The 20,342-nt window shown below is 59.9% G+C and carries 17 protein-coding genes; 8 read left to right on the forward strand and 9 right to left on the reverse strand.

The genetic code is table 11. From position 1 onward, the window contains the following. Positions 1–730: 730 nt before the first annotated feature. From QO231_RS15460 to QO231_RS15470, 3 genes are all read right to left on the reverse strand, one after another. Positions 731–1,555 carry an aspartate dehydrogenase gene (locus tag QO231_RS15460; RefSeq protein ID WP_316778235.1) on the reverse strand — a complete coding sequence of 275 codons (825 nt, stop codon included), beginning with the start codon at positions 1,553–1,555 and terminating at the stop codon, positions 731–733. A gap of 452 nt (positions 1,556–2,007) precedes the next feature. Beyond that, positions 2,008–2,985, reverse strand: a complete 978-nt coding sequence (locus QO231_RS15465; protein ID WP_316778236.1) for an HpcH/HpaI aldolase/citrate lyase family protein — start codon at positions 2,983–2,985, stop codon at positions 2,008–2,010. A gap of 109 nt (positions 2,986–3,094) precedes the next feature. Continuing rightward, positions 3,095–3,712, reverse strand: a complete 618-nt coding sequence (locus tag QO231_RS15470) for a response regulator transcription factor (RefSeq protein ID WP_316778239.1) — start codon at positions 3,710–3,712, stop codon at positions 3,095–3,097. 231 nt (positions 3,713–3,943) lie between these two features. On the opposite strand from QO231_RS15470, the gene QO231_RS15475 reads away from it, so the two are divergent. Genes QO231_RS15475 through QO231_RS15505 form a run of 7 tightly spaced genes read left to right on the forward strand, consistent with a single transcriptional unit; the run spans position 3,944 to position 12,738 of the window. After that, positions 3,944–5,188: an aminotransferase gene (locus tag QO231_RS15475; RefSeq protein WP_316778242.1), complete on the forward strand. Its 1,245-nt coding sequence runs from the start codon at positions 3,944–3,946 to the stop codon at positions 5,186–5,188. Between the two features lie 25 nt (positions 5,189–5,213). After that, positions 5,214–6,410: a malate--CoA ligase subunit beta gene (locus QO231_RS15480; RefSeq protein ID WP_316778246.1), complete on the forward strand. Its 1,197-nt coding sequence runs from the start codon at positions 5,214–5,216 to the stop codon at positions 6,408–6,410. Beyond that, on the forward strand, positions 6,410–7,291 hold the full coding sequence (gene sucD, locus QO231_RS15485; protein ID WP_316778249.1) for a succinate--CoA ligase subunit alpha: 882 nt from the start codon (positions 6,410–6,412) through the stop codon (positions 7,289–7,291). Before QO231_RS15480 ends, sucD begins: the two co-directional genes overlap by 1 nt. 12 nt (positions 7,292–7,303) lie before the next feature. Then, complete coding sequence (locus QO231_RS15490) at positions 7,304–8,275, forward strand: 2-hydroxyacid dehydrogenase (RefSeq protein ID WP_316778251.1); 972 nt, start codon at positions 7,304–7,306, stop codon at positions 8,273–8,275. 35 nt (positions 8,276–8,310) lie between these two features. Continuing rightward, complete coding sequence (locus QO231_RS15495) at positions 8,311–10,941, forward strand: phosphoenolpyruvate carboxylase (protein ID WP_316778253.1); 2,631 nt, start codon at positions 8,311–8,313, stop codon at positions 10,939–10,941. Between the two features lie 24 nt (positions 10,942–10,965). Further along, positions 10,966–12,261, forward strand: coding sequence for a serine hydroxymethyltransferase (gene glyA / locus QO231_RS15500; RefSeq protein WP_316778256.1), 1,296 nt, complete (start codon positions 10,966–10,968; stop codon positions 12,259–12,261). Between the two features lie 36 nt (positions 12,262–12,297). Continuing rightward, positions 12,298–12,738 (forward strand): group II truncated hemoglobin, encoded by a 441-nt coding sequence (locus QO231_RS15505; protein ID WP_316778259.1) that lies wholly within the window; start codon positions 12,298–12,300, stop codon positions 12,736–12,738. A gap of 72 nt (positions 12,739–12,810) precedes the next feature. On the opposite strand, the gene glnT is transcribed toward QO231_RS15505, so the two are convergent. From glnT to QO231_RS15535, 6 genes are all read right to left on the reverse strand, one after another. Beyond that, positions 12,811–14,142, reverse strand: a complete 1,332-nt coding sequence (gene glnT, locus QO231_RS15510) for a type III glutamate--ammonia ligase (protein ID WP_316778261.1) — start codon at positions 14,140–14,142, stop codon at positions 12,811–12,813. Positions 14,143–14,209: 67 nt separating this feature from the next. Beyond that, positions 14,210–15,550, reverse strand: a complete 1,341-nt coding sequence (locus tag QO231_RS15515) for an FMN-binding glutamate synthase family protein (protein WP_316778263.1) — start codon at positions 15,548–15,550, stop codon at positions 14,210–14,212. A 10-nt stretch (positions 15,551–15,560) separates the two neighbouring features. Continuing rightward, positions 15,561–16,244 (reverse strand): GXGXG domain-containing protein, encoded by a 684-nt coding sequence (locus QO231_RS15520; protein WP_316778265.1) that lies wholly within the window; start codon positions 16,242–16,244, stop codon positions 15,561–15,563. 1 nt (position 16,245) lies between these two features. After that, on the reverse strand, positions 16,246–17,142 hold the full coding sequence (locus tag QO231_RS15525; RefSeq protein ID WP_316778268.1) for a class II glutamine amidotransferase: 897 nt from the start codon (positions 17,140–17,142) through the stop codon (positions 16,246–16,248). A gap of 146 nt (positions 17,143–17,288) precedes the next feature. After that, a complete protein-coding gene (locus tag QO231_RS15530) occupies positions 17,289–17,504 on the reverse strand; it encodes a hypothetical protein (RefSeq protein ID WP_316778271.1) in 216 nt (71 codons plus the stop codon). Positions 17,505–17,518: 14 nt separating this feature from the next. Next, positions 17,519–18,877, reverse strand: coding sequence for an ammonium transporter (locus QO231_RS15535; protein WP_316778275.1), 1,359 nt, complete (start codon positions 18,875–18,877; stop codon positions 17,519–17,521). Between the two features lie 277 nt (positions 18,878–19,154). Between QO231_RS15535 and QO231_RS15540 the strand changes: the two genes are divergently transcribed. Continuing rightward, positions 19,155–20,291: an aminomethyltransferase family protein gene (locus QO231_RS15540; RefSeq protein WP_316778278.1), complete on the forward strand. Its 1,137-nt coding sequence runs from the start codon at positions 19,155–19,157 to the stop codon at positions 20,289–20,291. Positions 20,292–20,342: the final 51 nt, after the last annotated feature.

The following is a 20,342-nucleotide window of genomic DNA, read 5'->3' on the forward strand; positions in this document are numbered from 1 at the left end:
GCAAATCCCGCCGAACCGCCACATCGCCCAGCAACCCACGAACATCCGCAACCGAAGAATCCTCGTACTGACGACCCTTCGGCGCCACACGACCCTTCCCTCGCCCAGATTTCCAGACACCCTTTGTATTGCCCAAAGCCATGTCGCTCTCCAATCCTGCAATATTCCTATTGTGAATTTTATTTTCCTAATGTTCAACGTGCACTTGCCAAAAATGTCAAGAACCAATGACAACATGGTTGAAAACACGATCAAACTGACCCCGCATCACCTCAGATACGACGTTACCCAGACCTCAGAGTGACCCAAGCCGTCATCTTGGGGTGAGAAAGCGCCGTTTGAGCACATTTGTCTCGAGGTTACGGCCCAAGGTGATTCCCTGAACGGCCGCTGGCGTACGCCGAACGAAAACGGATCAGGTTGGTCTGGCGTTTGTCGAACGATCCGGCCGTTGTGAAGCAGAATCGCCGGCCCCGTCGCAACCTGGACGTGAAGGGCCGCGATTGCCGCGCGCAGGGCCAAACTTTGTTTCGACCCCAGACAGCCTGCCAGAGACGGTGCGATCACGCATTCATGTCAGCCCAAGAATCCGCGCGCCGGACCGGCCGACGGGGCCGTCGAAATCCGTCCCGCTAAGGGCACAGCGTCAGGCCGCGTTGGGGCCATGCGGTTACTGCCTCGCTGTCTGCTGCATCCAGTCCCATGACGTGCGCCAAGGCACAATTCTCCCTCAGATTGCCACCGGTCCGATCCGGTTGCGGATCTCGCGCAGAACGGAATATACGGTCGCAACGGAAGTTCTCGAGTTGCCTGGCGAGGGCAGGTTTTCGATCCGCATAGAGTAGCGCGCCAGAGGCGAACTGACCTTGTATTCATGGATATTGCCGGGGGCCTGCGGATCCGCGATCAACTCCACCCGGGTGGCCTCAAAACCCGCCCCGGCCAAGGCCAAGGTCGCCGCGACGTTGGCGTTCCTGGGGAATGCGCTGGCCGCCTGACGGGCTGTGCCGGTGAAGAACACGGCTGCGTGGTCGAGCGTTTCAAGGTTCAGCGTGTCCGCGGCCGGTGTTCCGGCCCAGGCCGTCGGGGGTTTGATCCCGCGATAGCTCACCTTCAAGTCACCAGCCGGGCCAAGCGCGGCGAGCAGATCGATGCCTCCGACTGCACCCGCAGGCAGGATCAGCCGGGCACCGCCTTTGCGCGCGGCGTCTAGCAACCTGTCATGCAATGCCGAATCCGCCAGCGCTCCGATCGATACCAGCACAACGTCGGTCCCTGCCCTCAACACATCGGGCACAAAGGCTTGCACCGCCGTATGCCCGGCGCATTCCACGACCAGATCCGGCCTGGCAGACATCAGACCCTTCAGATCGGTACAGACGGTTCGTTCCGTTGTGAGGTCGACAGCGTCACGGTCCAGGCGCGCTTGCGCCGTGGCGGTTGCATCTGGCCGCACCAGAACGCTCACCGCGTCAAGCTGTCCGCCAATCTGCCCGCCAAGCTGCGTGAGCAAGGTGGTGGAGATATTGCCATATCCGATCAGTGCAAGCCGCATGGTTCAGTCTCTCTATCCTGCATCTTTGGCGGTCATCCGGCGATCCATGATTTCCGGATCGTTGCGTGGCCGGATCCATGGCTATTGGGTGCCTTCACCGATCTGCCGCAGCTCTGAAGTGAACCCGATCACGCGGGCTGGTGACGAGAAGAGCAAGGAGAATATCATCCGGCCCGCGACGCCCCGGCCCACAGGACGTCACATACTCCATTTGTCTCATGGGGCCAATGCCGCGCACCTGAAGCCAAACTCGGAGACTGTCTTCGGCCTTTAGCGAAACGACTCTGCCCCGGCACCTGCACGATCACCTTGATCTGCGCGTATGCTGCCCGGAACGGCTCGCCGAGCAGGACGATCTCGGGGCCGATTGGCGGCGTTCTCCAACACCGACCGATGCCGTGTCGGTGCCCATGACAGCCACCGACCCTATTTCGCGCGCGCGGCGTCAATGGTTAGCCTACCGCGATTTGCCGGGCCTTCTCGACCAGGACTTCGGCCTGCCGGATCGAGGCATAGTCGATGAGGCGTCCATCCAGGGATACCGCGCCCTTGCCGGCCGCTTCAGCTTCGGCCATCGCCTTGAGGATGCGTTCGGCGCGGTCGACCTCTTCCGTGGACGGGCTCATCACTTCGTTGGCCAATGCAACCTGGCTGGGATGGATCGCCCATTTGCCTTCGCAGCCGATCACCGCCGCCCGATAAGCCGCCGCCTTGTACCCTTCGGGATCAGAGAAATCGCCGAACGGACCGTCGATCGGGCGCAACCCGTTTGCACGCGCGGCCACGACCATGCGCGAGATTGCATAGTGCCACATGTCACCCCAATGGGTCGCACGATTTCCGTCTGCGTCGGCATCGGTCAGCACGGCGTAATTTTCGTTCACGCCACCGATGACGGTCGTCCTTGCGCGGGTGCTTGCGGCATAGTCTGCGACACCGAAATGCAGGCTCTCGTTTCGTCTGGATGCGGCGGCGATTTCATGCACGTTTTGCATGCCCAGCGCGGTCTCGATAATATGCTCGAAACCGATGCGTTTCTTGAGGCCCATGGCGTCTTCGATTTGGGTCACCATCATGTCTATCGCATAGACGTCTGCGGCGGTCCCGACCTTGGGGATCATGATCAGATCCAATCGTTCGCCGGCCTGTTCCACGATGTCCACGACGTCGCGATACATGTAGTGCGTGTCCAGCCCGTTGATTCGAATCGACATGGTTTTGGTGCCCCAATCGATTTCGTTGAGGGCCTGGATGATGTTTTTTCGGGCCTGTGGCTTCTCGTCGGGTGCGACCGCGTCTTCAAGGTCGAGAAAGATCACATCGACATCAGATTGTGATGCCTTTTCAAACATTTGCGGTTGACTTCCGGGCACGGCAAGTTCGCTGCGATTCAGCCGTGCGGGGGCCTGTTCAATAGGGTGAAAGCTCATTGGGAATAGGCTCCTGTTGGGGGTTGCGTCCAATGCGGCCTATGCAGGAGTGAAAAAATCTTTCCTGTCAATAAAAATCTTGAAGTTGAAATTCGACGGTTCGACCGGCTCAGTTCTCGGTCGTATCCGTGGTCTTTCCAGGCAACCGGTTGGAGTAAAAATATGCGATGGCCTGAGCGCGGTTCTTGACCGAGAGTTTTTCGTAGAGGTTCGAGAGGTGAAATTTCACCGTGTTGGTCGAGATGCCGAGGGTCTTGGAAAGTTCGCGATTTGTCAGCCCGGTCGAGAGCGCTTCGAGCATCGTTCGTTCGCGGCGCGAGAGCGTGTGGATCGGGTCTTTCTGCAACTCGCGGACATCGAGGAACGGGAACACCATTTTGCCTGCCGCGACATCGGCGCAAGTGTCGAGCAGGCCCGCCACGGTCCCGCTGCGATCGACAAAACCAGCGGCACCGGCCGCCATCGCGGCCCGATGCGCGTTGCTGCCCTGATCGGCATAGACCACCAGTCGCGGTGCCTGTTCGTGCTCGCGCAGAACCTCGATCAGCTTTGCGCCGCCCAGCACCGGCAGGTTCCAGTCGATCACCCCGACCTGCACCGGCACCCGCATGACCGTGCCCAGAAATCCTTCGGCCGTCGCGCTTGTGGCGACGAGGGAGAATCGCGGGTCGCGCTCGAAAAACTCCGACATTGCCGAAAGAACCAGTGGGTTGCTGTCGGCAAGCATCACGGAGATCTGGGGATCGACTTTGCTAACTGGTTGCAATTTAGTCCTTTCTCAGAACAAACTACCCACATGGGCGGGTCGAAATTTGGTATACGGTGGCATACCTGACCGAATGGGTAGTAGTTTTCCCACCCAATTAGATACCCAAAGGCAGGAGTATCTTACGTTGCTGAAAAAGTCGAGCGCGTGTTTCCTGAGGATAAGAAAAATTTACATCAGGAAGTCGCGACCATGACCAACACAATCTTTGCGCCGCTGGAAATCCCCCATACTTTGGCGGCAGGCCCCGGCCCTGGCAACACCGACCCGCGGGTTCTTGAACGGTTTGCCAGTGCCGGCACGGCGGATCACATGCAACCAGATGTGCTGCGCGGCATGATCGAGTGCAAGAAGATGCTGCGCGATGTGATGGGAACCAGCAACATCTATACATTTGGCGTTGCCGGCACCGGATGGAGCGGGCTGGACGTGATGTTCAGCGCAGTGATGCCGGGCGATACCGTCGTCGTATTCAACAACGGCACATTCTCGGGCATCGACGGTCTGACCGTGCGGATGAAGGCCGCAACCGCAGACGAGCTGCGTGCCAACCCGCTTGATCCCAAGCCTGCCTCAGTCACAATCATTGATGTGCCGCACGGGCAATCGGTGACGGGTGAAATCGTCGAGGCGGCCCTGAGCGAGCATAAACCCAAATGGGCTGCGATGGCGCATTGGGAAACCGGCTCGGGCCGAGTGAATGATATCCGGGGTTTCTCGGAGGCCTGCGACCGCCACGGGGTCATGGGATTGGTCGATGCCGTGTCCTCCCTTGGGGTCGAAGACTTCCGGATCGATGACTTCGCGGGCGTCGCGGGCTGGGCCTCCTGTCCGCAAAAGGGCATCTGCTGTCTGCCGCTGACCTATGCGCCTGTGTCGTTCACCGACCGTTACATCACCGAGTTGAGCAAGACCGGCTGCCGCACCTTTGTCCACAACCCGATCCTCGAAGCGCGCCACTGGGGCATCGTCGATGGACAGGACGTGGAAAAAGGCACCTATCACCGGACCCACAGCCCCTATGCCGTTGCCGCCTTTCACGAGGCATTGCGTATCACCCTGCAACACAGCGTGGCACAACGGGCGCGGGACTATGCCTTTCACGAGGCGGCCTTGCGCGAAGCCGTGACCGCTATGGGCTGCACCGTGACCTCGAACATGACGTCGCTGGTTGTGCTGAATTTGCCGGAATCCCTGGCAGGTCGCGAAATGGAACTGGTCCAGTCCTGCCGCGCAAAGGGTTTTGGTATCTGGCCAACCCTTTCGGCACCGGTGCAGGTTCGTATCGGCATTCTGAACCTGCTGACGCCAGATGCAATTTCCGAGATTGTCACGCGCTTTGCCAAGGCAATGCAGGACATGGGGGCGGCGGTCGATCTGATCGCGATACAGAACCGGCTTGACCGGCATTTTGAAACGGCGATCGCCGCGGAATAGTCAGCGCTTTGGGAGGAGCTCAATAATGGATATCCACGAATACCAGGCCAAGGAAGTTCTCAGCAATTTTGGCGTTGTCATCCCGCAGGGCGCGCTCGCCTATAGTCCGGAACAGGCCGCTTATCGTGCCCGCGAGATGGGCGGCGAACGCTGGGTGGTCAAGGCGCAGGTTCACGCGGGCGGACGTGGCAAGGCCGGCGGAGTCAAGGTCTGTGACAGCGACATAGAGATTCAGGACGCCACCGAAGAGATGTTTGGCAAGAAGCTGGTGACGCATCAGACCGGACCCGAAGGTAAAGGCATCTACCGGGTTTATGTCGAGGCGGCCGTGCCGATCGATCGCGAGATCTACCTTGGCTTCGTGCTGGATCGCACCAGCCAGCGGATCATGATCGTCGCCAGCGGCGAAGGCGGCATGGAAATCGAGGATATCTCTGCCGAACGCCCCGAGAGCATAGTGCGCGCCACCGTGGAGCCCGCTGTGGGCTTGCAGGAATTCCAGTGTCGCGAGATCGCGTTCAAACTCGGGATCGATGCAGCGATGGTGCAGCAACTGGTGCGCACCCTGCAGGGATGTTACCGCGCGTTCACCGAGCTCGACGCCACGATGGTCGAGATCAACCCGCTGGTCGTCACCGGCGACAACCGGATCCTGGCGCTGGACGCCAAGATGACGTTTGACGACAACGCTCTGTTCCGGCACCCGCAGATTTCCGAACTCCGCGACAAGAGCCAGGAAGATCCGCGCGAAAGCCGGGCTGCCGACCGCGGTCTGTCCTATGTGGGGCTGGACGGAAACATCGGGTGTATCGTCAACGGTGCCGGTCTGGCGATGGCGACGATGGACACGATCAAATTGGCAGGTGGCGAGCCTGCGAACTTTCTCGACATCGGCGGGGGCGCAACGCCAGAACGGGTTGCCAAGGCCTTCCGGCTGGTGATGTCAGACAAGAACGTCCAGGCGGTGCTGGTCAACATCTTTGCCGGGATCAACCGGTGCGACTGGGTTGCCGAAGGTGTCGTGCAGGCCCTTCGCGAGGTGCAAGTCGACGTGCCGGTGATCGTGCGTCTGGCCGGAACCAACGTGGCCGAGGGTCAGAAGATCCTGGCGCAGAGCGGCCTGCCTCTGATCCGGGCCACAACCCTGAACGAGGCCGCAGAGCGCGCCGTGGGCGCATGGCAAAGCGATCTCAACCAGTCAACCAAGGTGAGGGCAATCTGATGAGCATTTTTCTGGACCGTGACACCAGGGTTATCGTGCAGGGCATCACCGGCAAGATGGCCCGGTTCCACACCAAGGACATGATCGAATATGGCACCAATGTTGTCGGTGGCGTTGTTCCCGGCAAAGGCGGTGAAACGGTCGAGGGTTTGCCGGTCTTTGACACTGTCAAGGACGCGGTCGCCGAAACAGGTGCCGACGCAACGCTTGTTTTCGTGCCGCCACCCTTTGCGGCGGACAGCATCATGGAGGCCGCCGATGCGGGCATCCGCTATTGCGTCTGCATCACCGATGGCATCCCCGCGCAGGACATGATCCGGGTCAAACGTTACATGTACCGCTATCCCAAAGAGCGCCGCATGGTGCTGACCGGGCCGAACTGCGCCGGCACCATCAGCCCCGGCAAGGCGCTGTTGGGAATCATGCCGGGCCATATCTACCTGCAGGGCAATGTCGGTATTGTCGGACGGTCCGGCACGCTCGGCTATGAGGCAGCGGCGCAGTTGAAGGAACGCGGCATCGGTATTTCAACCAGCGTCGGTATCGGCGGCGATCCGATCAATGGTTCGTCGTTTCGCGACATTCTCGAGCGGTTCGAAGAGGACGAAGATACCGATCTGATCTGTATGGTCGGCGAAATCGGAGGCCCGCAAGAAGCAGAGGCGGCGGAATACATCCGCGATCATATCAGCAAACCCGTGGTGGCCTATGTCGCCGGGCTGACCGCTCCCAAGGGTCGCACGATGGGCCATGCCGGCGCGATCATTTCGGCCTTTGGCGAGAGCGCCAGCGAAAAGGTCGAGATCCTGACCGCAGCCGGTGTGACGGTCGCGGAAAACCCGGCGGTGATTGGTGAAACAATCGCGCGCGTCATGCAATAGGAGGGATGTCAGATGACAAAACCCAAGGTTCTGGTAACGCGCCGCTGGCCATCGGCGGTCGAGGCGCAGCTTGCCCAGCATTTCGACACGGTCCTGAATGTGTCGGACACTCCGATGACGCCCGAGGATTTCAAGGCGGCACTGGCATCCTATGATGCGGTGCTGCCGACGGTGACCGACAAGATCGGCGCTCCGGAACTGGAACTTGCCCGGCCACAAACCAAGATCCTCGCGAACTATGGCGTTGGGTTCAGCCACATCGACATGGCCCGCGTCGCGGATCACGGCATCTGCGTGACGAATACGCCGGATGTGCTCAGTGAATGCACGGCCGACCTGGCCATGACACTGCTCCTGATGGCAGCGCGTCGTGCCGGGGAAGGCGAGCGTGAGGTGCGTCAGGGGATGTGGTCCGGCTGGCGGCCGACCCATCTGATCGGGACAAAGGTGTCGGGCAAGACGCTTGGTATCATCGGATATGGCCGCATCGGTCAGCAGATGGCGCGCCGTGCGCATCATGGATTTGGCATGAAAATCATCGTGCAGAACCGCAGCAAGGTCGCGCCCGAGATACTGGCACAGTGCGGTGCAACGCAGGTGGACAGCATCGAGGAGTTGATGCCAATCTGCGATTTCGTGTCGCTTCACTGTCCGGGGGGGCCGGAAAACCGCCACCTGATCAACACATCACGCCTCAACCTGATGCGCGCCGATGCCTTTCTCATCAACACGGCGCGGGGCGAAGTGATCGATGAAATGGCGTTGAGCCAGGCACTTTGGTTCGAAACCATCGGTGGCGCGGCGCTGGATGTTTTTGATGGCGAACCACGCATCAACCCGGTTTTGCGCGACTGTGACAATCTGGTGATGCTGCCGCATCTGGGAAGTGCCACGCGCGAATCGCGCGAGGCGATGGGGTTCCGTGTCATTGACAACCTGCGCGACTTTTTCGAGGGCCGCGCCCCGCGCGACCGGGTCAATTGATCGGGAGCGGCACGGCCATCCCCGAAACGGAGGCCTTGAAAACCGCTCCGGACTATGCCGATGGGTTGCGGGCGGATCTGTTTGTTCTGTGGCGCAACGTGATCGCACATCGGGCGCCGCAGGTCCTGCCGGCTTTGGAAAACGGCGAGGAACCACTTTCGCTTGATACCGACCCGGTGCCGTTTCTTCAGGCGCTGAACATCTGGTTTCACCTGCTGAAAATCGCCGAAGAGAATGCCGACATGCGGACCCGGCGCAGAGTCGAGACGCAGGAAGGGCCGGATGCGGTCGAGGGCAGTTTCGCGCGGGCGATGGCACAGGTCCCTGATGCTTCGTCGGATGATTTTGCCCGCGCCGCCAGCGCGCTTTCGGTTGGCCCGACCATCACGGCCCATCCGACCGAAGCCAAGCGTGTGACGGTACTCGAGATCCATCGCCGTATCTATCGCGCGCTGGTCAAACTGGAAACACAGCGCTGGACACCGCGTGAACGCGCGGAGGTCATGGCCGATATTGAGAGTGAAATTGATCTCTTGTGGCTGACCGGCGAATTGCGTCTGGAACGGCCCACGCCGGTGGATGAAATCGAGTGGGGTCTGCAGTTCTTTCGTGACAGCCTGTTTGACGCCGTACCGCAACTCTACGACCGGTTTCAGGTCGCGGTTTCGGACCGCTATGGAGAGATGCCGGAAAGCCGCCCCTGCGTGCGGTTTCATTCCTGGATCGGCGGTGATCGCGACGGCAACCCGAACGTAACGTCGCAAATCACCAAGACGGCACTTGCCAGATCCCGTGCAACGGTTCTGGACAAGTACCAGACCGATCTGACGACGGCAGCCAGCCAGGTCAGCATCAGCGCGGCGATTGCCGATATTCCCTTGTCTGCGTTGAACGGATTGCAGGCCGTGATCAAGGCGGCTGATGCCAAGGCCGCGCCTCGCCGTGTCAATCCCGGAGAGGTATTCCGGCAGGCGATCAGCGCAATGGGCAGCCGCATTGCCGCCATGCGCGCGCCGGCAGGGCAACACCCCTATCTTCGGGTTTCCGATTTCATATCGGATTTGGGCAGGGTCGAGACCGCGCTGGCGGCGGTCGATGCTGATCGTCTGGCGTCGCGCCTGATACGACCAATCCGCTGGCGCGCAGAGGTGTTCGGGTTTCGGACCTTCACCCTGGATATCCGGCAGAATTCCTCTGTGACGACCAAGGCGCTCGCCGATATCTGGCGACGCACCGGAGCCGCACTGGACTATGGGTCAGGTGATTGGTCGATGCGACTGCGTCGGGAATTGGGCAACGCGGACTTGCCCCGGATCGACCGGGACCAGCTCGAGGCCGAAACACGGGAATTGCTGTCCCTGCTGGACCTCCTGAAAGAGACGCGCCTTGGTGCGGACCGGCGGGCACTTGGGCCTTTTATCCTGTCCATGACGCGATCTTGCGACGATTTGTTGGCGGTTTTCCTGCTGGCCAGATACGCTGGTTTTGGCGCGGAAAAGCTGGATCTGCGGGTGGTGCCGCTGTTTGAGACCATTGATGACTTGCGCGCAGCGCCGCAAATACTGGATGAACTTCTGAAGGTGCCGCTGGCGCGCCGCAGCCTGAAGGAGGATGGCGATCTGGTCGAGATCATGCTGGGCTATTCCGACAGCAACAAGGACGGCGGGTTTATGTGCTCGACCTGGGAGCTGGAAAAGGCGCAGCGCAACATTGCGCGCGCGCTTGGGTCCCACGGTTTGCGGCCCGAGTACTTTCACGGTCGCGGCGGATCGGTCAGCCGGGGGGGTGCTCCTACCGAGCGCGCCATCGCCGCGCAACCCCGCAACACAATCAACGGCCGGCTGCGCACCACCGAGCAAGGCGAGGTCGTCTCGTCGAAATTCGCCAATCGGGGAACCGCGTTGCACAATCTCGAATTGCTGGCCTCGTCGGTTCTGACTCAGGCGCTGGACACGCGACCGCAATTGACACGACCCGAGTTCAACGATGCGCTCGAGGCGCTTTCCGGGATGTCGCAGACCGCCTATTGCACGCTTTTGCGACAACCCGGTTTCATTGACTATTTTCAACAGGCCAGCCCGGTCGAGGAACTGGCAATGCTGAAAATGGGATCGCGGCCTGCGCGCCGGTCTGGCGCGCAGACGCTGGACGATCTTCGGGCGATCCCCTGGGTTTTCGCCTGGTCGCAGAACCGGCACCTGATCACCGGCTGGTACGGCTTTGGCACGGCATTGGCCTCGTTCCGTCGGGTGCGCGGGCCAGAGGGTGATCGGCTTCTGTCCGAGATGCTCCGTCACTCGCGCCTGTTCCAGCTGATCGTTGATGAGGTGGAGAAATCGCTGTTTCATGCCGACATGGACATCGCAGCACGTTATGCATCGCTGGTTCCGGACGGCACGGTGCGCCATGCGATCTTTGACAATGTGCGGCGGGAATATGATCAGAGCTGTATCGAGTTGCGGTCCCTGACCGGAACACCCGGTATCGGCGAGCGCTTTCCCAACATGTGCACCCGTTTCAGTCGTGTTCGCGGCGAACTTGGCCGGATCCATGAACTTCAGGTCAACCTGCTGTCCCGCACTCGCCAATCGTCGCAAGACATGGATTCCACCCCGTTGTTGCAGTCGATGAACTGCATAGCGACCGGCCTCGGCTGGACCGGGTAGCCCCATTTTTCAGGAGAAGACGCAATGAACGCGCCGCAAAAACCCGACAGCTTTTTCACGGAAACCTTGTCCGCCAGCGATCCCGAACTGTTTGCTGCGATCAGCGGTGAACTGGGCCGTCAGCGCGACGAGATCGAACTGATCGCCAGCGAAAACATCGTCAGCCGCGCCGTTCTCGAGGCGCAAGGCAGTGTTCTAACCAACAAATACGCCGAAGGGTATCCGGGTCGGCGCTATTACGGTGGATGCGAGTGGGTCGATGTGGCCGAGACCCTGGCGATCGAACGCGCCAAGGTTCTGTTTGGCTGTGCGTATGTCAATGTTCAGCCAAATTCGGGCAGCCAGGCAAACCAGGGAGCATTTCAGGCGTTGATAGCGCCGGGCGATACGATCCTTGGCATGAACCTTGCCAGCGGCGGGCACCTGACACATGGGGCCGCGCCGAACCAGTCGGGCAAATGGTTCAACGCCGTACAATATGGTGTGCGCGAAGCGGACAACCGGATTGACTATGATCAGGTGCAGGCGCTTGCGAAAGAACACAGGCCCAGGCTGATCATTGCTGGCGGCTCTGCCATTCCGCGCCAGATCGACTTTGCCAGGTTCCGTGGGATCGCTGACGGCGTCGGCGCCCTCCTGATGGTTGATATGGCGCATTTCGCCGGGCTGGTCGCCGCACGTGAACATCCGTCACCTTTCCCGCACGCGCACATCGCGACCACCACGACCCACAAGACGCTGCGCGGGCCGCGTGGTGGCATGATCCTGACCAACGACGCGGCGATCGCCAAAAAGGTAAACTCGGCAATCTTTCCGGGTATTCAAGGCGGCCCCCTGATGCATGTGATTGCGGCCAAGGCGGTGGCATTCGGCGAAGCCCTGCGCCCCGGATTCAAAACCTATCAACAGCAGGTGCGCGCCAATGCCGTCGCGCTGGCGGACCAATTGATGAAGGGCGGGCTTGATATCGTGACCGGTGGCACCGACACGCATGTGATGCTCGTCGATCTGCGCCCCAAGGGCGTAAAGGGCAATTCCACGGAAAAGGCGTTGGGTCGGGCGAACATCACTTGCAACAAGAACGGGATTCCATTTGATCCGGAGAAGCCGACCGTGACCTCTGGCATCCGGTTGGGCACACCGGCGGGCACAACGCGAGGTTTTGCCGAGGCGGAATTTCGGGCGATCGGCGACATGATCGTCGAGATCATCGATGGGCTGGCGGCCAATGGCGACGATGGAAACGGCGAGATCGAAGCAAGCGTCAAGGCAAAGGTTGCCGCGCTTTGCGCAAAGTATCCGTTGTACGCCGATATCTGATCTGCGAAACTCAGCATGACCATGACAAGCAATGACATGACGAAGCCAAGAGTGATCGACCATATCGGCGGAGAAGACGGACTTCGCAAGCTGGTGAATGATTTTTACGATATCGTGGAGAGCATCCCGGAGGGGCAATCCTTGCGGATGCTGCACGCCCGTGGCCATGGCATCCCTCTCGCAAGGACGGAATTGTTCGATTTTCTGTCCGGGTTCATGGGCGGGCGGCGTCACTACATGGAAAAGCACGGCCACATGGATATCCGGCTGATCCACGCGCATGTGCCGATCGGGCCGCAGGACGCCGAGGATTGGCTGACCTGCATGGATGGGGCGCTGGCCATGAACCGGCTGGATGATCCCGAGATCGACCGATTGCGTGCAGTGTTCCGTCGGCTTTGCCTGATGCTGGTGAATGATCTGGCGGCGTGGGGAATGCCATCCGAACCGGCGCAATCCCCCGGGCCGAGGTCGTGAACCGCTGGTTCAGAACACGAAAAGGCCGCCGCCGGGACGCCCGGCGGCGGCCTTTTTCATACTGATGCGACTTCAGATATCGAGCGTGTGCATCTTTTCCCAACGCGAGAAATGCGACACGAATGAATTCCATTCCTCGCGTTTCAATTTCAGATAGGCGGTAGAGAATTCATCGCCCATCGCGGATTTCAGGGCCTTGTCACGGTCATAGTCGCGCAGGGCGTCGAGCATGTTGAGCGGCAGTTTCGGCGCGCCGCGCACCTTGTGGCCCTCGGCATACATGTCGATGTCGTGACGCTTGCCGGGATCTGCCTTGGAGCGCACGCCGCTCAGGCCTGCGGCGATGATGACAGCTTGCAACAGGTATGGGTTCACCGCGCCGTCAGGCAGGCGCAGTTCGAACCGGCCGGGGCCGGGGACGCGCACCATATGAGTGCGGTTGTTGCCGGTCCAGGTGACGGTATTGGGTGCCCATGTCGCCCCGGACATCGTACGCGGCGCGTTGATCCGCTTGTAACTGTTCACCGTCGGGTTGGTGATCGCGGCCAGCGCGCTGGCGTGCTTCATGATCCCGCCGAGGAAATACGAACCCTGCTCCGACAGGCCGAGTTCCGCTGTCTGGCTGTCGCCCTTGGCACCGGCAAAGACGTTGGTCCTGGACTCGCTGCCCGGTGCGTCCCAGACCGAGATATGCGCGTGGCAGCCGTTGCCGGTCAGCCCTTCGATGGGCTTTGGCATGAACGTTGCGCGAAAGCCGTGTTTTTCGGCAACCGACTTGGTCATGAACTTGAAGAAGCTGTGCTTGTCCGCGGTTTTCAGGGCGTCATCGTAATCCCAGTTCATCTCGAACTGGCCATTCGCGTCCTCGTGGTCGTTCTGATAGGGATTCCAGCCCATTTCCAGCATGTAGTCACAGATTTCGCGCACCACGTCGTAGCGGCGCATGACGGCCTGCTGGTCATAACAAGGCTTGGCGGCGGTATCGAATTCGTCGCTGATCTGGGACCCGTCCGGCGTCAACAGGAAGAACTCGGCTTCGATACCGGTCTTGACGTGCATGCCTTCTTGGGCGGCCTCGGCGATCAGCCGCCGCAGCACATTGCGCGGTGCCTGGGCGACGTCTTCGCCTTCCATCACGCAATTGGCCGCGACCCAGGCGACGTCGGGTTGCCAGGGCAACCGAATGACCGACGAAGGGTCGGGCACGGCCAGCATGTCGGGGTGCGCCGGGGTCATGTCGAGGTATGTTGCAAACCCGGCGAACCCTGCGCCATCCTCCTGCATGTCTGCGATGGCTTGCGCCGGCACCAGCTTGGCACGCTGGCCACCGAAGAGATCTGTAAAGGAGATCATGAAATACTTGATGTTGTTCTGTTCTGCGAAGGCGGCCAGATCTGTCGTCACGGTCCTTCTTCCTTTCCCTGTTGAAATCAAGATGGCGCAGCCCGGGAGCTGCGCCTTTGTGTCAGTTTCAGAACCCGGACTTGCCGGGATACCAGTCTGTGCCAGCGAGCGGCACCTTGGCCATTGCGGCGGCTTCCATTGTCAGCGCGCAGAGGTCTTCTGGTTCGAGGTTGTGAAGGTGATTGTGCCCGCAAGCGCGTGCAATCGTCTGCGCCTCGAGCGTCAGAACCTTGAGATAGTTCTTCAGCCGCCGACCACCCTCGATCGGGTCAAAGCGCGCCATCAGGTCTGGGTCCTGGGTGGTGATGCCCGCAGGGTCGCGGCCTTCGTGCCAGTCGTCATAGGCGCCGGTCGTGGTGCCGAGCTTTTGGTATTCGTCTTCCCATTTCGGGTCGTTATCACCAAGCGCCACAAGCGCGGCCGTACCGATTGCCACGGCATCGGCACCAAGTGCAATGGCCTTGGCCACATCGGCGCCGGTGCGGATGCCGCCCGATACGACCAATTGTACCTCGCGGTGCATGCCCATGTCCTGCAATGCCTGAACGGCGGGACGAATGCAGGCGAGAGTCGGCAGGCCGACATGTTCGATGAACACATCCTGCGTTGCGGCGGTACCGCCCTGCATCCCGTCAAGAACGACGACATCAGCCCCGGCTTTGACCGCCAGTGTGGTGTCATAATAGGGTCGGGTGCCACCGATCTTGATGTAGATCGGAACCTTCCAGCCAGTGATTTCGCGGATTTCGAGGATCTTGATTTCCAGATCGTCCGGTCCTGTCCAGTCGGGATGGCGGCAGGCAGAGCGTTGGTCGATTCCCTTGGGAAGGTTGCGCATCGCCGCGACGCGGTCGCTGATCTTTTGGCCCAGCAGCATACCGCCGCCGCCGGGCTTGGCACCCTGACCGACGACGATTTCAATGGCGTCCGCCTTGCGCAGATCGACGGGGTTCATCCCGTAGCGCGACGGGAGGTATTGATAGACGAGCTTGCTTGAATGACCGCGTTCTTCGGGTGTCATACCGCCGTCGCCGGTGGTGGTAGAGGTGCCGGCGGCCGATGCGCCCCGGCCCAACGCCTCTTTTGCCGGGCCGGACAGGGCACCAAAGCTCATGCCCGCGATGGTCACCGGAATGTCCAGTTCAATCGGGTTCTTGGCGAAACGGGTGCCCAGGGTGACACGGGTATCACATTTCTCGCGATACCCTTCGAGTGGATAGCGCGAGATTGATGCACCGAGGAACAAGAGGTCATCAAAGTGCGGCACGCGGCGTTTCGCGCCACCGCCGCGGATGTCATAGATCCCGGTCGCGGCGGCACGCCGGATCTCGGCGTTGATCGGGTTGGAAAAGGTCGCGGACTGAATCGGCTCTGTCCGGGGAGTGGCGGGCGCTGTCTGGTCTTTCATGTCCATCTCCTCAATACGCCGCTGCATTGTCGACATCGAAATTATAGAGCTGGCGGGCAGAACCGTAGCGTTTGAATTCTTCCGGCTTGGCATCCGCACCGGCGCGTTCCAGCAGATCGCGCAGGATTTCGACATGTTCGGGACGCATCTCTTTCTCGATGCAATCGGCACCAAGGCTCTTCACAGAGCCGCGCACGAACAACCGCGCCTCATAAAGCGAGTCGCCCAGTGCATCGCCTGCATCGCCACAAACGACCAGGTTGCCGGATTGCGCCATGAAGGCGGACATGTGGCCGATATTGCCGTGCACGACGATGTCGATGCCCTTCATCGAGATGCCGCAGCGTGAGCTGGCATTGCCCTTGATCACCAGCAAACCACCGTGGCCGGTCGCACCGGCGTACTGGCTGGCATCGCCCTCGATGATCACGGTGCCGGACATCATGTTCTCGGCCACACCCGGCCCGGCAGAGCCGTGTACCTTGATGGTGGCCTGGCTGTTCATGCCAGCGCAATAGTAGCCGGTCGAGCCCATGACGTTGACCTCGATAGGGGCGTCAAGACCGACCGCGATGGCATGGCTGCCGCGGGCATTGACCACTTCCCAAACGGTCTGGTTCGTATTCTCTGCCTGCGCGTGCAGGGCTTCATTCAGGGCGCGCAGCCCCTGGGACTCCAAATCAAATGTCTGCATCTCAGTGGTTCCAGAAATAGACGGTTGCGGGCTCGGGCTCCCAGACGCGGGCGGTGTCGATGCCCGGCAAGTTGACCAGGGCACGGTATTCGCTGCCAAAGGCCACGTATTGATCGGTTTCGGCCATGACGGCGGGCTTGCAGGCGATCGGGTCGCGGACAACGCCAAACCCATCCTTGGTGCCGACGACAAAGGTAAAAAACCCATCGAGATCGTCGAGGCTGCTTTCCAGCGCTTCGCCCAGCGTGCTGCCGGTCTGCATTTTCCAGGTCAGATAGGCGGCACCGACTTCGGTGTCGTTCTGGGTTTCGATGTGAATGCCTTCGCGGCGCAGCTTGCGGCGCAGGCTGTTGTGGTTCGACAGCGATCCATTGTGCACGAGACATTGATCAAGACCGGTTGAAAACGGGTGCGCCCCCAGCGTTGTCACGGCGGATTCGGTCGCCATGCGGGTATGGCCGATGCCGTGGCTTCCGCTCATCTGGGACAGGTTGAACCGGGCGGCGACATCCTTGGGGAGACCGACTTCCTTGTAGATCTCCATGGTCTCGCCGGTGCTCATGAATTTCACATCCGAGCGGAGTTCCGGCAGCGCCTGGCGGGCCTCGGCGATCTTGTCGGCGGACATTGCAAGCACGGCATGGGTGTCTTTCACCGTCACCGTGACCGGGGTTTCGATTGCCTTGGACAAGTCATCGCCGAGTGTGGCGAAATCGGCGTCCGGATTATCAGATTGCACTGTCAGCTTGGCTGCGCTGGCGCTTTCGCTGCCATAAATCGCAATACCGGCGCTGTCTGGTCCGCGATCTGTCATTGTGACCAGCATGTCGGTCAACAGAGCGCCTAGCTGCGGCTCCAGAGATTTGTCTTTGATGAATAGTCCCACGATTCCGCACATGGCGCCGACCCTTTCAAATTACGCGAGTCAGAGCGTAGCATCGAACCAGCACCACATCAACTGTTAAGAAACTTTTTTACCTTAAAGGAAAAATGAGGACGCCAAGCAATGCCGGCGCCCTCAAACGTCTTTTCAGACAGATCGGGTCAGTATCGTTCAAGGGCGCGTGCAACCTTGTCCTTGTCTCCAAGCTCGCGCGCCTTCTCCAGATGTTCGGATTCGCGTTTGAACTGGATCCGGTGCCATCCGACCCAGAATACGACACACAAAATGGTCATCAGAATTTCGTAACCCTGAAAGGGATAGATCGCACCAACGTCGGCCAGATCCACGGCCCAGTCTTTGTAACCGATAGTAGACATGTCAGTCTCTCCTCTCAGTGTTGAGCCAGAATGGCCTTGTCAGCGTCGATGATCGCCTCTTTGGCGTCTTCGTAGGCGTGGTGCTCGGCGTAATCGAGGCCTTGCAGTTCAACCTCACGTGGGATGCGCAGAACGCCCATGCCCGCCTGCAGTTTGCTGACGATATAGGCGGGCAGGAACCCGAGAACGAAGAACATGATCACCGCACCCAGCGTCTGACCCAGCGGGTTGACTGTGGCATAGCCTTCGTAAGGCGACGATGGAGCGCCCCAGAGAACAAAGCCTGCGATGATCAGTCCGACGACGCCGGAGTAACCATGCACGGCGACCGCGCCGACCGCATCGTCAAGCTTGAACCGCCGCTCGACCCAGAAATGCAGGTTGTAGACAATGACGACGCCGACCGCACCGATCAGCATGGCCTGGATCGGATGATAAAGGTCATTGCCTGCCGATGCGGTGATGACACCGGCGAGCCCGCCGGAAAAGGTCCAGAATGCATCGCCCTTGCTGACCACATATGCCGCCATCAGACCGCCCGACAGGGACATCAGGAAATTGAATGTGATTGCGGACAGCGTGGTTGGCGCGAGATAGATATTGGTTGCCGTCCAGGTGGTTCCGACGATCTGGCCGTCGATGACCTCGGGGGCAATTACAGGTACATTGCAGGCCGCATAAAACCCCCAGAACCCTGTGTAGATCAGGAAGATCCCGATGGTCAGCATCCAGGGATTGTGAGGCGGAATATCGCGGGGCGTGCCATCCGCCGCAAACTTGCCCAGACGCGGGCCCAACACCATGATCACACCAAGCGCATAGCCACCAGCAACGGCATGGATAACGCCGGATGCGTAGGCATCGTGATAGCCGAGGTGTTTGACCATCCAGCCGGCGTAATGCCAGCCCCAGGCGGCGTCGATGATCCAGAAGACCGATCCGATCAGGACGGCATGAACCCACAACGCGCTGGAGCGGATACGTTCAATCACGGCGCCCGACACGATCGAGGCTGCGGTCCAGGAGAACAGCAGGAAGGCCGCCCAGAACACGCCGGTGATTCGGTCGTCCAGGTTGGTGGCCATGTTTTCCGACCAGGGCAGATTGGCGTTGGCCATTTCGTGGTTCAGTCCGCCAAAAAAGGGAAAGTCCGGGAACGCCCAGTAAATCCACCACCCGAACAGGAAAAATGTAATCGTGACCAATGGAATGATCATGATGTTTTTCATCAGCGTGTGCATGTGGTTGCGATTTCGGCTGGCGCCGACTTCGTACATGCAGAAACCCACGTGAATCAGGAACATGAAAACCACGGTTACCCAGTAATAGAACTCCGTGAAAACAGTCGTTAGTGCGTTGAGATTGCCATCCACTTGTCGTCTCCCTCTTGAGGTTTTTTGCGACAGACTTTTGCCTGTCAGTAAACTTTTTTTCATTAATACTTGCATTTATTGATGGAGCGATGTCAACTGAAAGCGTCGCTGGCTTCGCTTTTTGATGGCAAGGCCAAGAAAAATTCTTCTCAGATTTGAGAGGAAGACAGGGTTAGATATCCGCAATGCCAATGGGTCGTTCGGGCAACCAAAACCCTTGGAAAGATGAAACAAAATCGGATCAGATAAATGATTCTGACGAAACGGGGAGATTGAAATGACCGCATCCTGGAGATTCTCGACGCTGGCGGACCGGCATCGCGCAATGGGGTCCAAGCTGGAGGATTGGGGCGGAATGGGCACTGCCTGGACCTATGACAAGGACCAGACCGAGGAGTACATGGCGATCCGCACCAATGCAGGGTTCATGGATGTCTCGGGTCTCCATAAGGTGCACCTTGTCGGGCCGCATGCGGGCCATGTGATCGACCGCGCCACGACCCGCAACACCGAGAAAATCAAACCGGGCCGGTCGTCATATGCCACCATGCTGAACGACGAGGGCAAGTTCGTCGATGACTGCGTGATCTATCGCATGGGACCGAACAGCTGGATGGTCGTGCATGGCACCGGCGGTGGACATGAACAGTTGACCATGGCGGCACTGGGCCGTGACGTGGATGTGCGCTTTGACGACAACCTGCACGACATTTCGCTGCAGGGCCCCAAGGCCGTCGACTTTCTGGAGGAGCAGGGCGTTCCCGGCATCCGTGACCAGGTTTACTTCAGTCACCAGCATACGACCCTGTTTGACAAGCCGGTAACGATCTCGCGGACCGGATACACCGGCGAACGTGGGTACGAGATTTTCTGCCGTGGACAGGATGCGCCGCATATCTGGGACACGCTGGTCGAAAAGGGTGCGCCCAAAGGGATCATCCCGACACGGTTTACCACGCTCGATCTGTTGCGGGCGGAAAGCTATCTGCTGTTCTTTCCCTATGACAATTCGGAAATGTACCCGTTCGAAGACGAAAAGGGTGGCGATACGCTCTGGGAACTCGGGCTGGACTTCACGGTGTCACCGGGCAAGACCGGTTTCCGGGGTGCAGAAGAACATTACCGCCTTGAAGGCAAGGAGCGCTTCAAGATCTACGGCGTGAAACTCGAAGGCGAGGAGCCTGCCGAAGAGGGCGCGCCGCTGATGAAGGATGGCAAGCAGGTCGGAGTCGTCACCATCGGGATGTACTCTCCGCTGAACAAGTGGAACGTTGGTATTGCACGGATGCCGGTGGACTGCGCAGTTGATGGGACGCAGATGAGCGTCAAGAACGCCGGCGGCGAGATCAAATGCGTCGCCCATTCGATGCCATTTCATGACCCGGACAAGAAACGCCGCACGGCCAAAGGCTAGGCGGATCGGGCGCGGCGACACCGCTGCGCCCGCAAACAAACCGAATGCTCA

The sequence above is a fragment of the Sedimentitalea todarodis genome (genome assembly GCF_032595355.1).
GTDB lineage: Bacteria > Pseudomonadota > Alphaproteobacteria > Rhodobacterales > Rhodobacteraceae > Sedimentitalea > Sedimentitalea todarodis.

Bases quoted from the DNA above. Each gene is read 5' to 3' on its own strand.
- QO231_RS15460 (WP_316778235.1), bottom strand. From the start codon at position 1,555: ATGCGGCTTGCACTGATCGGATATGGCAATATCTCCACCACCTTGCTC.
- QO231_RS15465 (WP_316778236.1), bottom strand. From the start codon at position 2,985: ATGAGCTTTCACCCTATTGAACAGGCCCCCGCACGGCTGAATCGCAGC.
- QO231_RS15470 (WP_316778239.1), bottom strand. From the start codon at position 3,712: ATGCTTGCCGACAGCAACCCACTGGTTCTTTCGGCAATGTCGGAGTTT.
- QO231_RS15475 (WP_316778242.1), top strand. From the start codon at position 3,944: ATGACCAACACAATCTTTGCGCCGCTGGAAATCCCCCATACTTTGGCG.
- QO231_RS15480 (WP_316778246.1), top strand. From the start codon at position 5,214: ATGGATATCCACGAATACCAGGCCAAGGAAGTTCTCAGCAATTTTGGC.
- sucD (WP_316778249.1), top strand. From the start codon at position 6,410: ATGAGCATTTTTCTGGACCGTGACACCAGGGTTATCGTGCAGGGCATC.
- QO231_RS15490 (WP_316778251.1), top strand. From the start codon at position 7,304: ATGACAAAACCCAAGGTTCTGGTAACGCGCCGCTGGCCATCGGCGGTC.
- glyA (WP_316778256.1), top strand. From the start codon at position 10,966: ATGAACGCGCCGCAAAAACCCGACAGCTTTTTCACGGAAACCTTGTCC.
- QO231_RS15505 (WP_316778259.1), top strand. From the start codon at position 12,298: ATGACGAAGCCAAGAGTGATCGACCATATCGGCGGAGAAGACGGACTT.
- QO231_RS15515 (WP_316778263.1), bottom strand. From the start codon at position 15,550: ATGAAAGACCAGACAGCGCCCGCCACTCCCCGGACAGAGCCGATTCAG.
- QO231_RS15520 (WP_316778265.1), bottom strand. From the start codon at position 16,244: ATGCAGACATTTGATTTGGAGTCCCAGGGGCTGCGCGCCCTGAATGAA.
- QO231_RS15525 (WP_316778268.1), bottom strand. From the start codon at position 17,142: ATGTGCGGAATCGTGGGACTATTCATCAAAGACAAATCTCTGGAGCCG.
- QO231_RS15530 (WP_316778271.1), bottom strand. From the start codon at position 17,504: ATGTCTACTATCGGTTACAAAGACTGGGCCGTGGATCTGGCCGACGTT.
- QO231_RS15540 (WP_316778278.1), top strand. From the start codon at position 19,155: ATGACCGCATCCTGGAGATTCTCGACGCTGGCGGACCGGCATCGCGCA.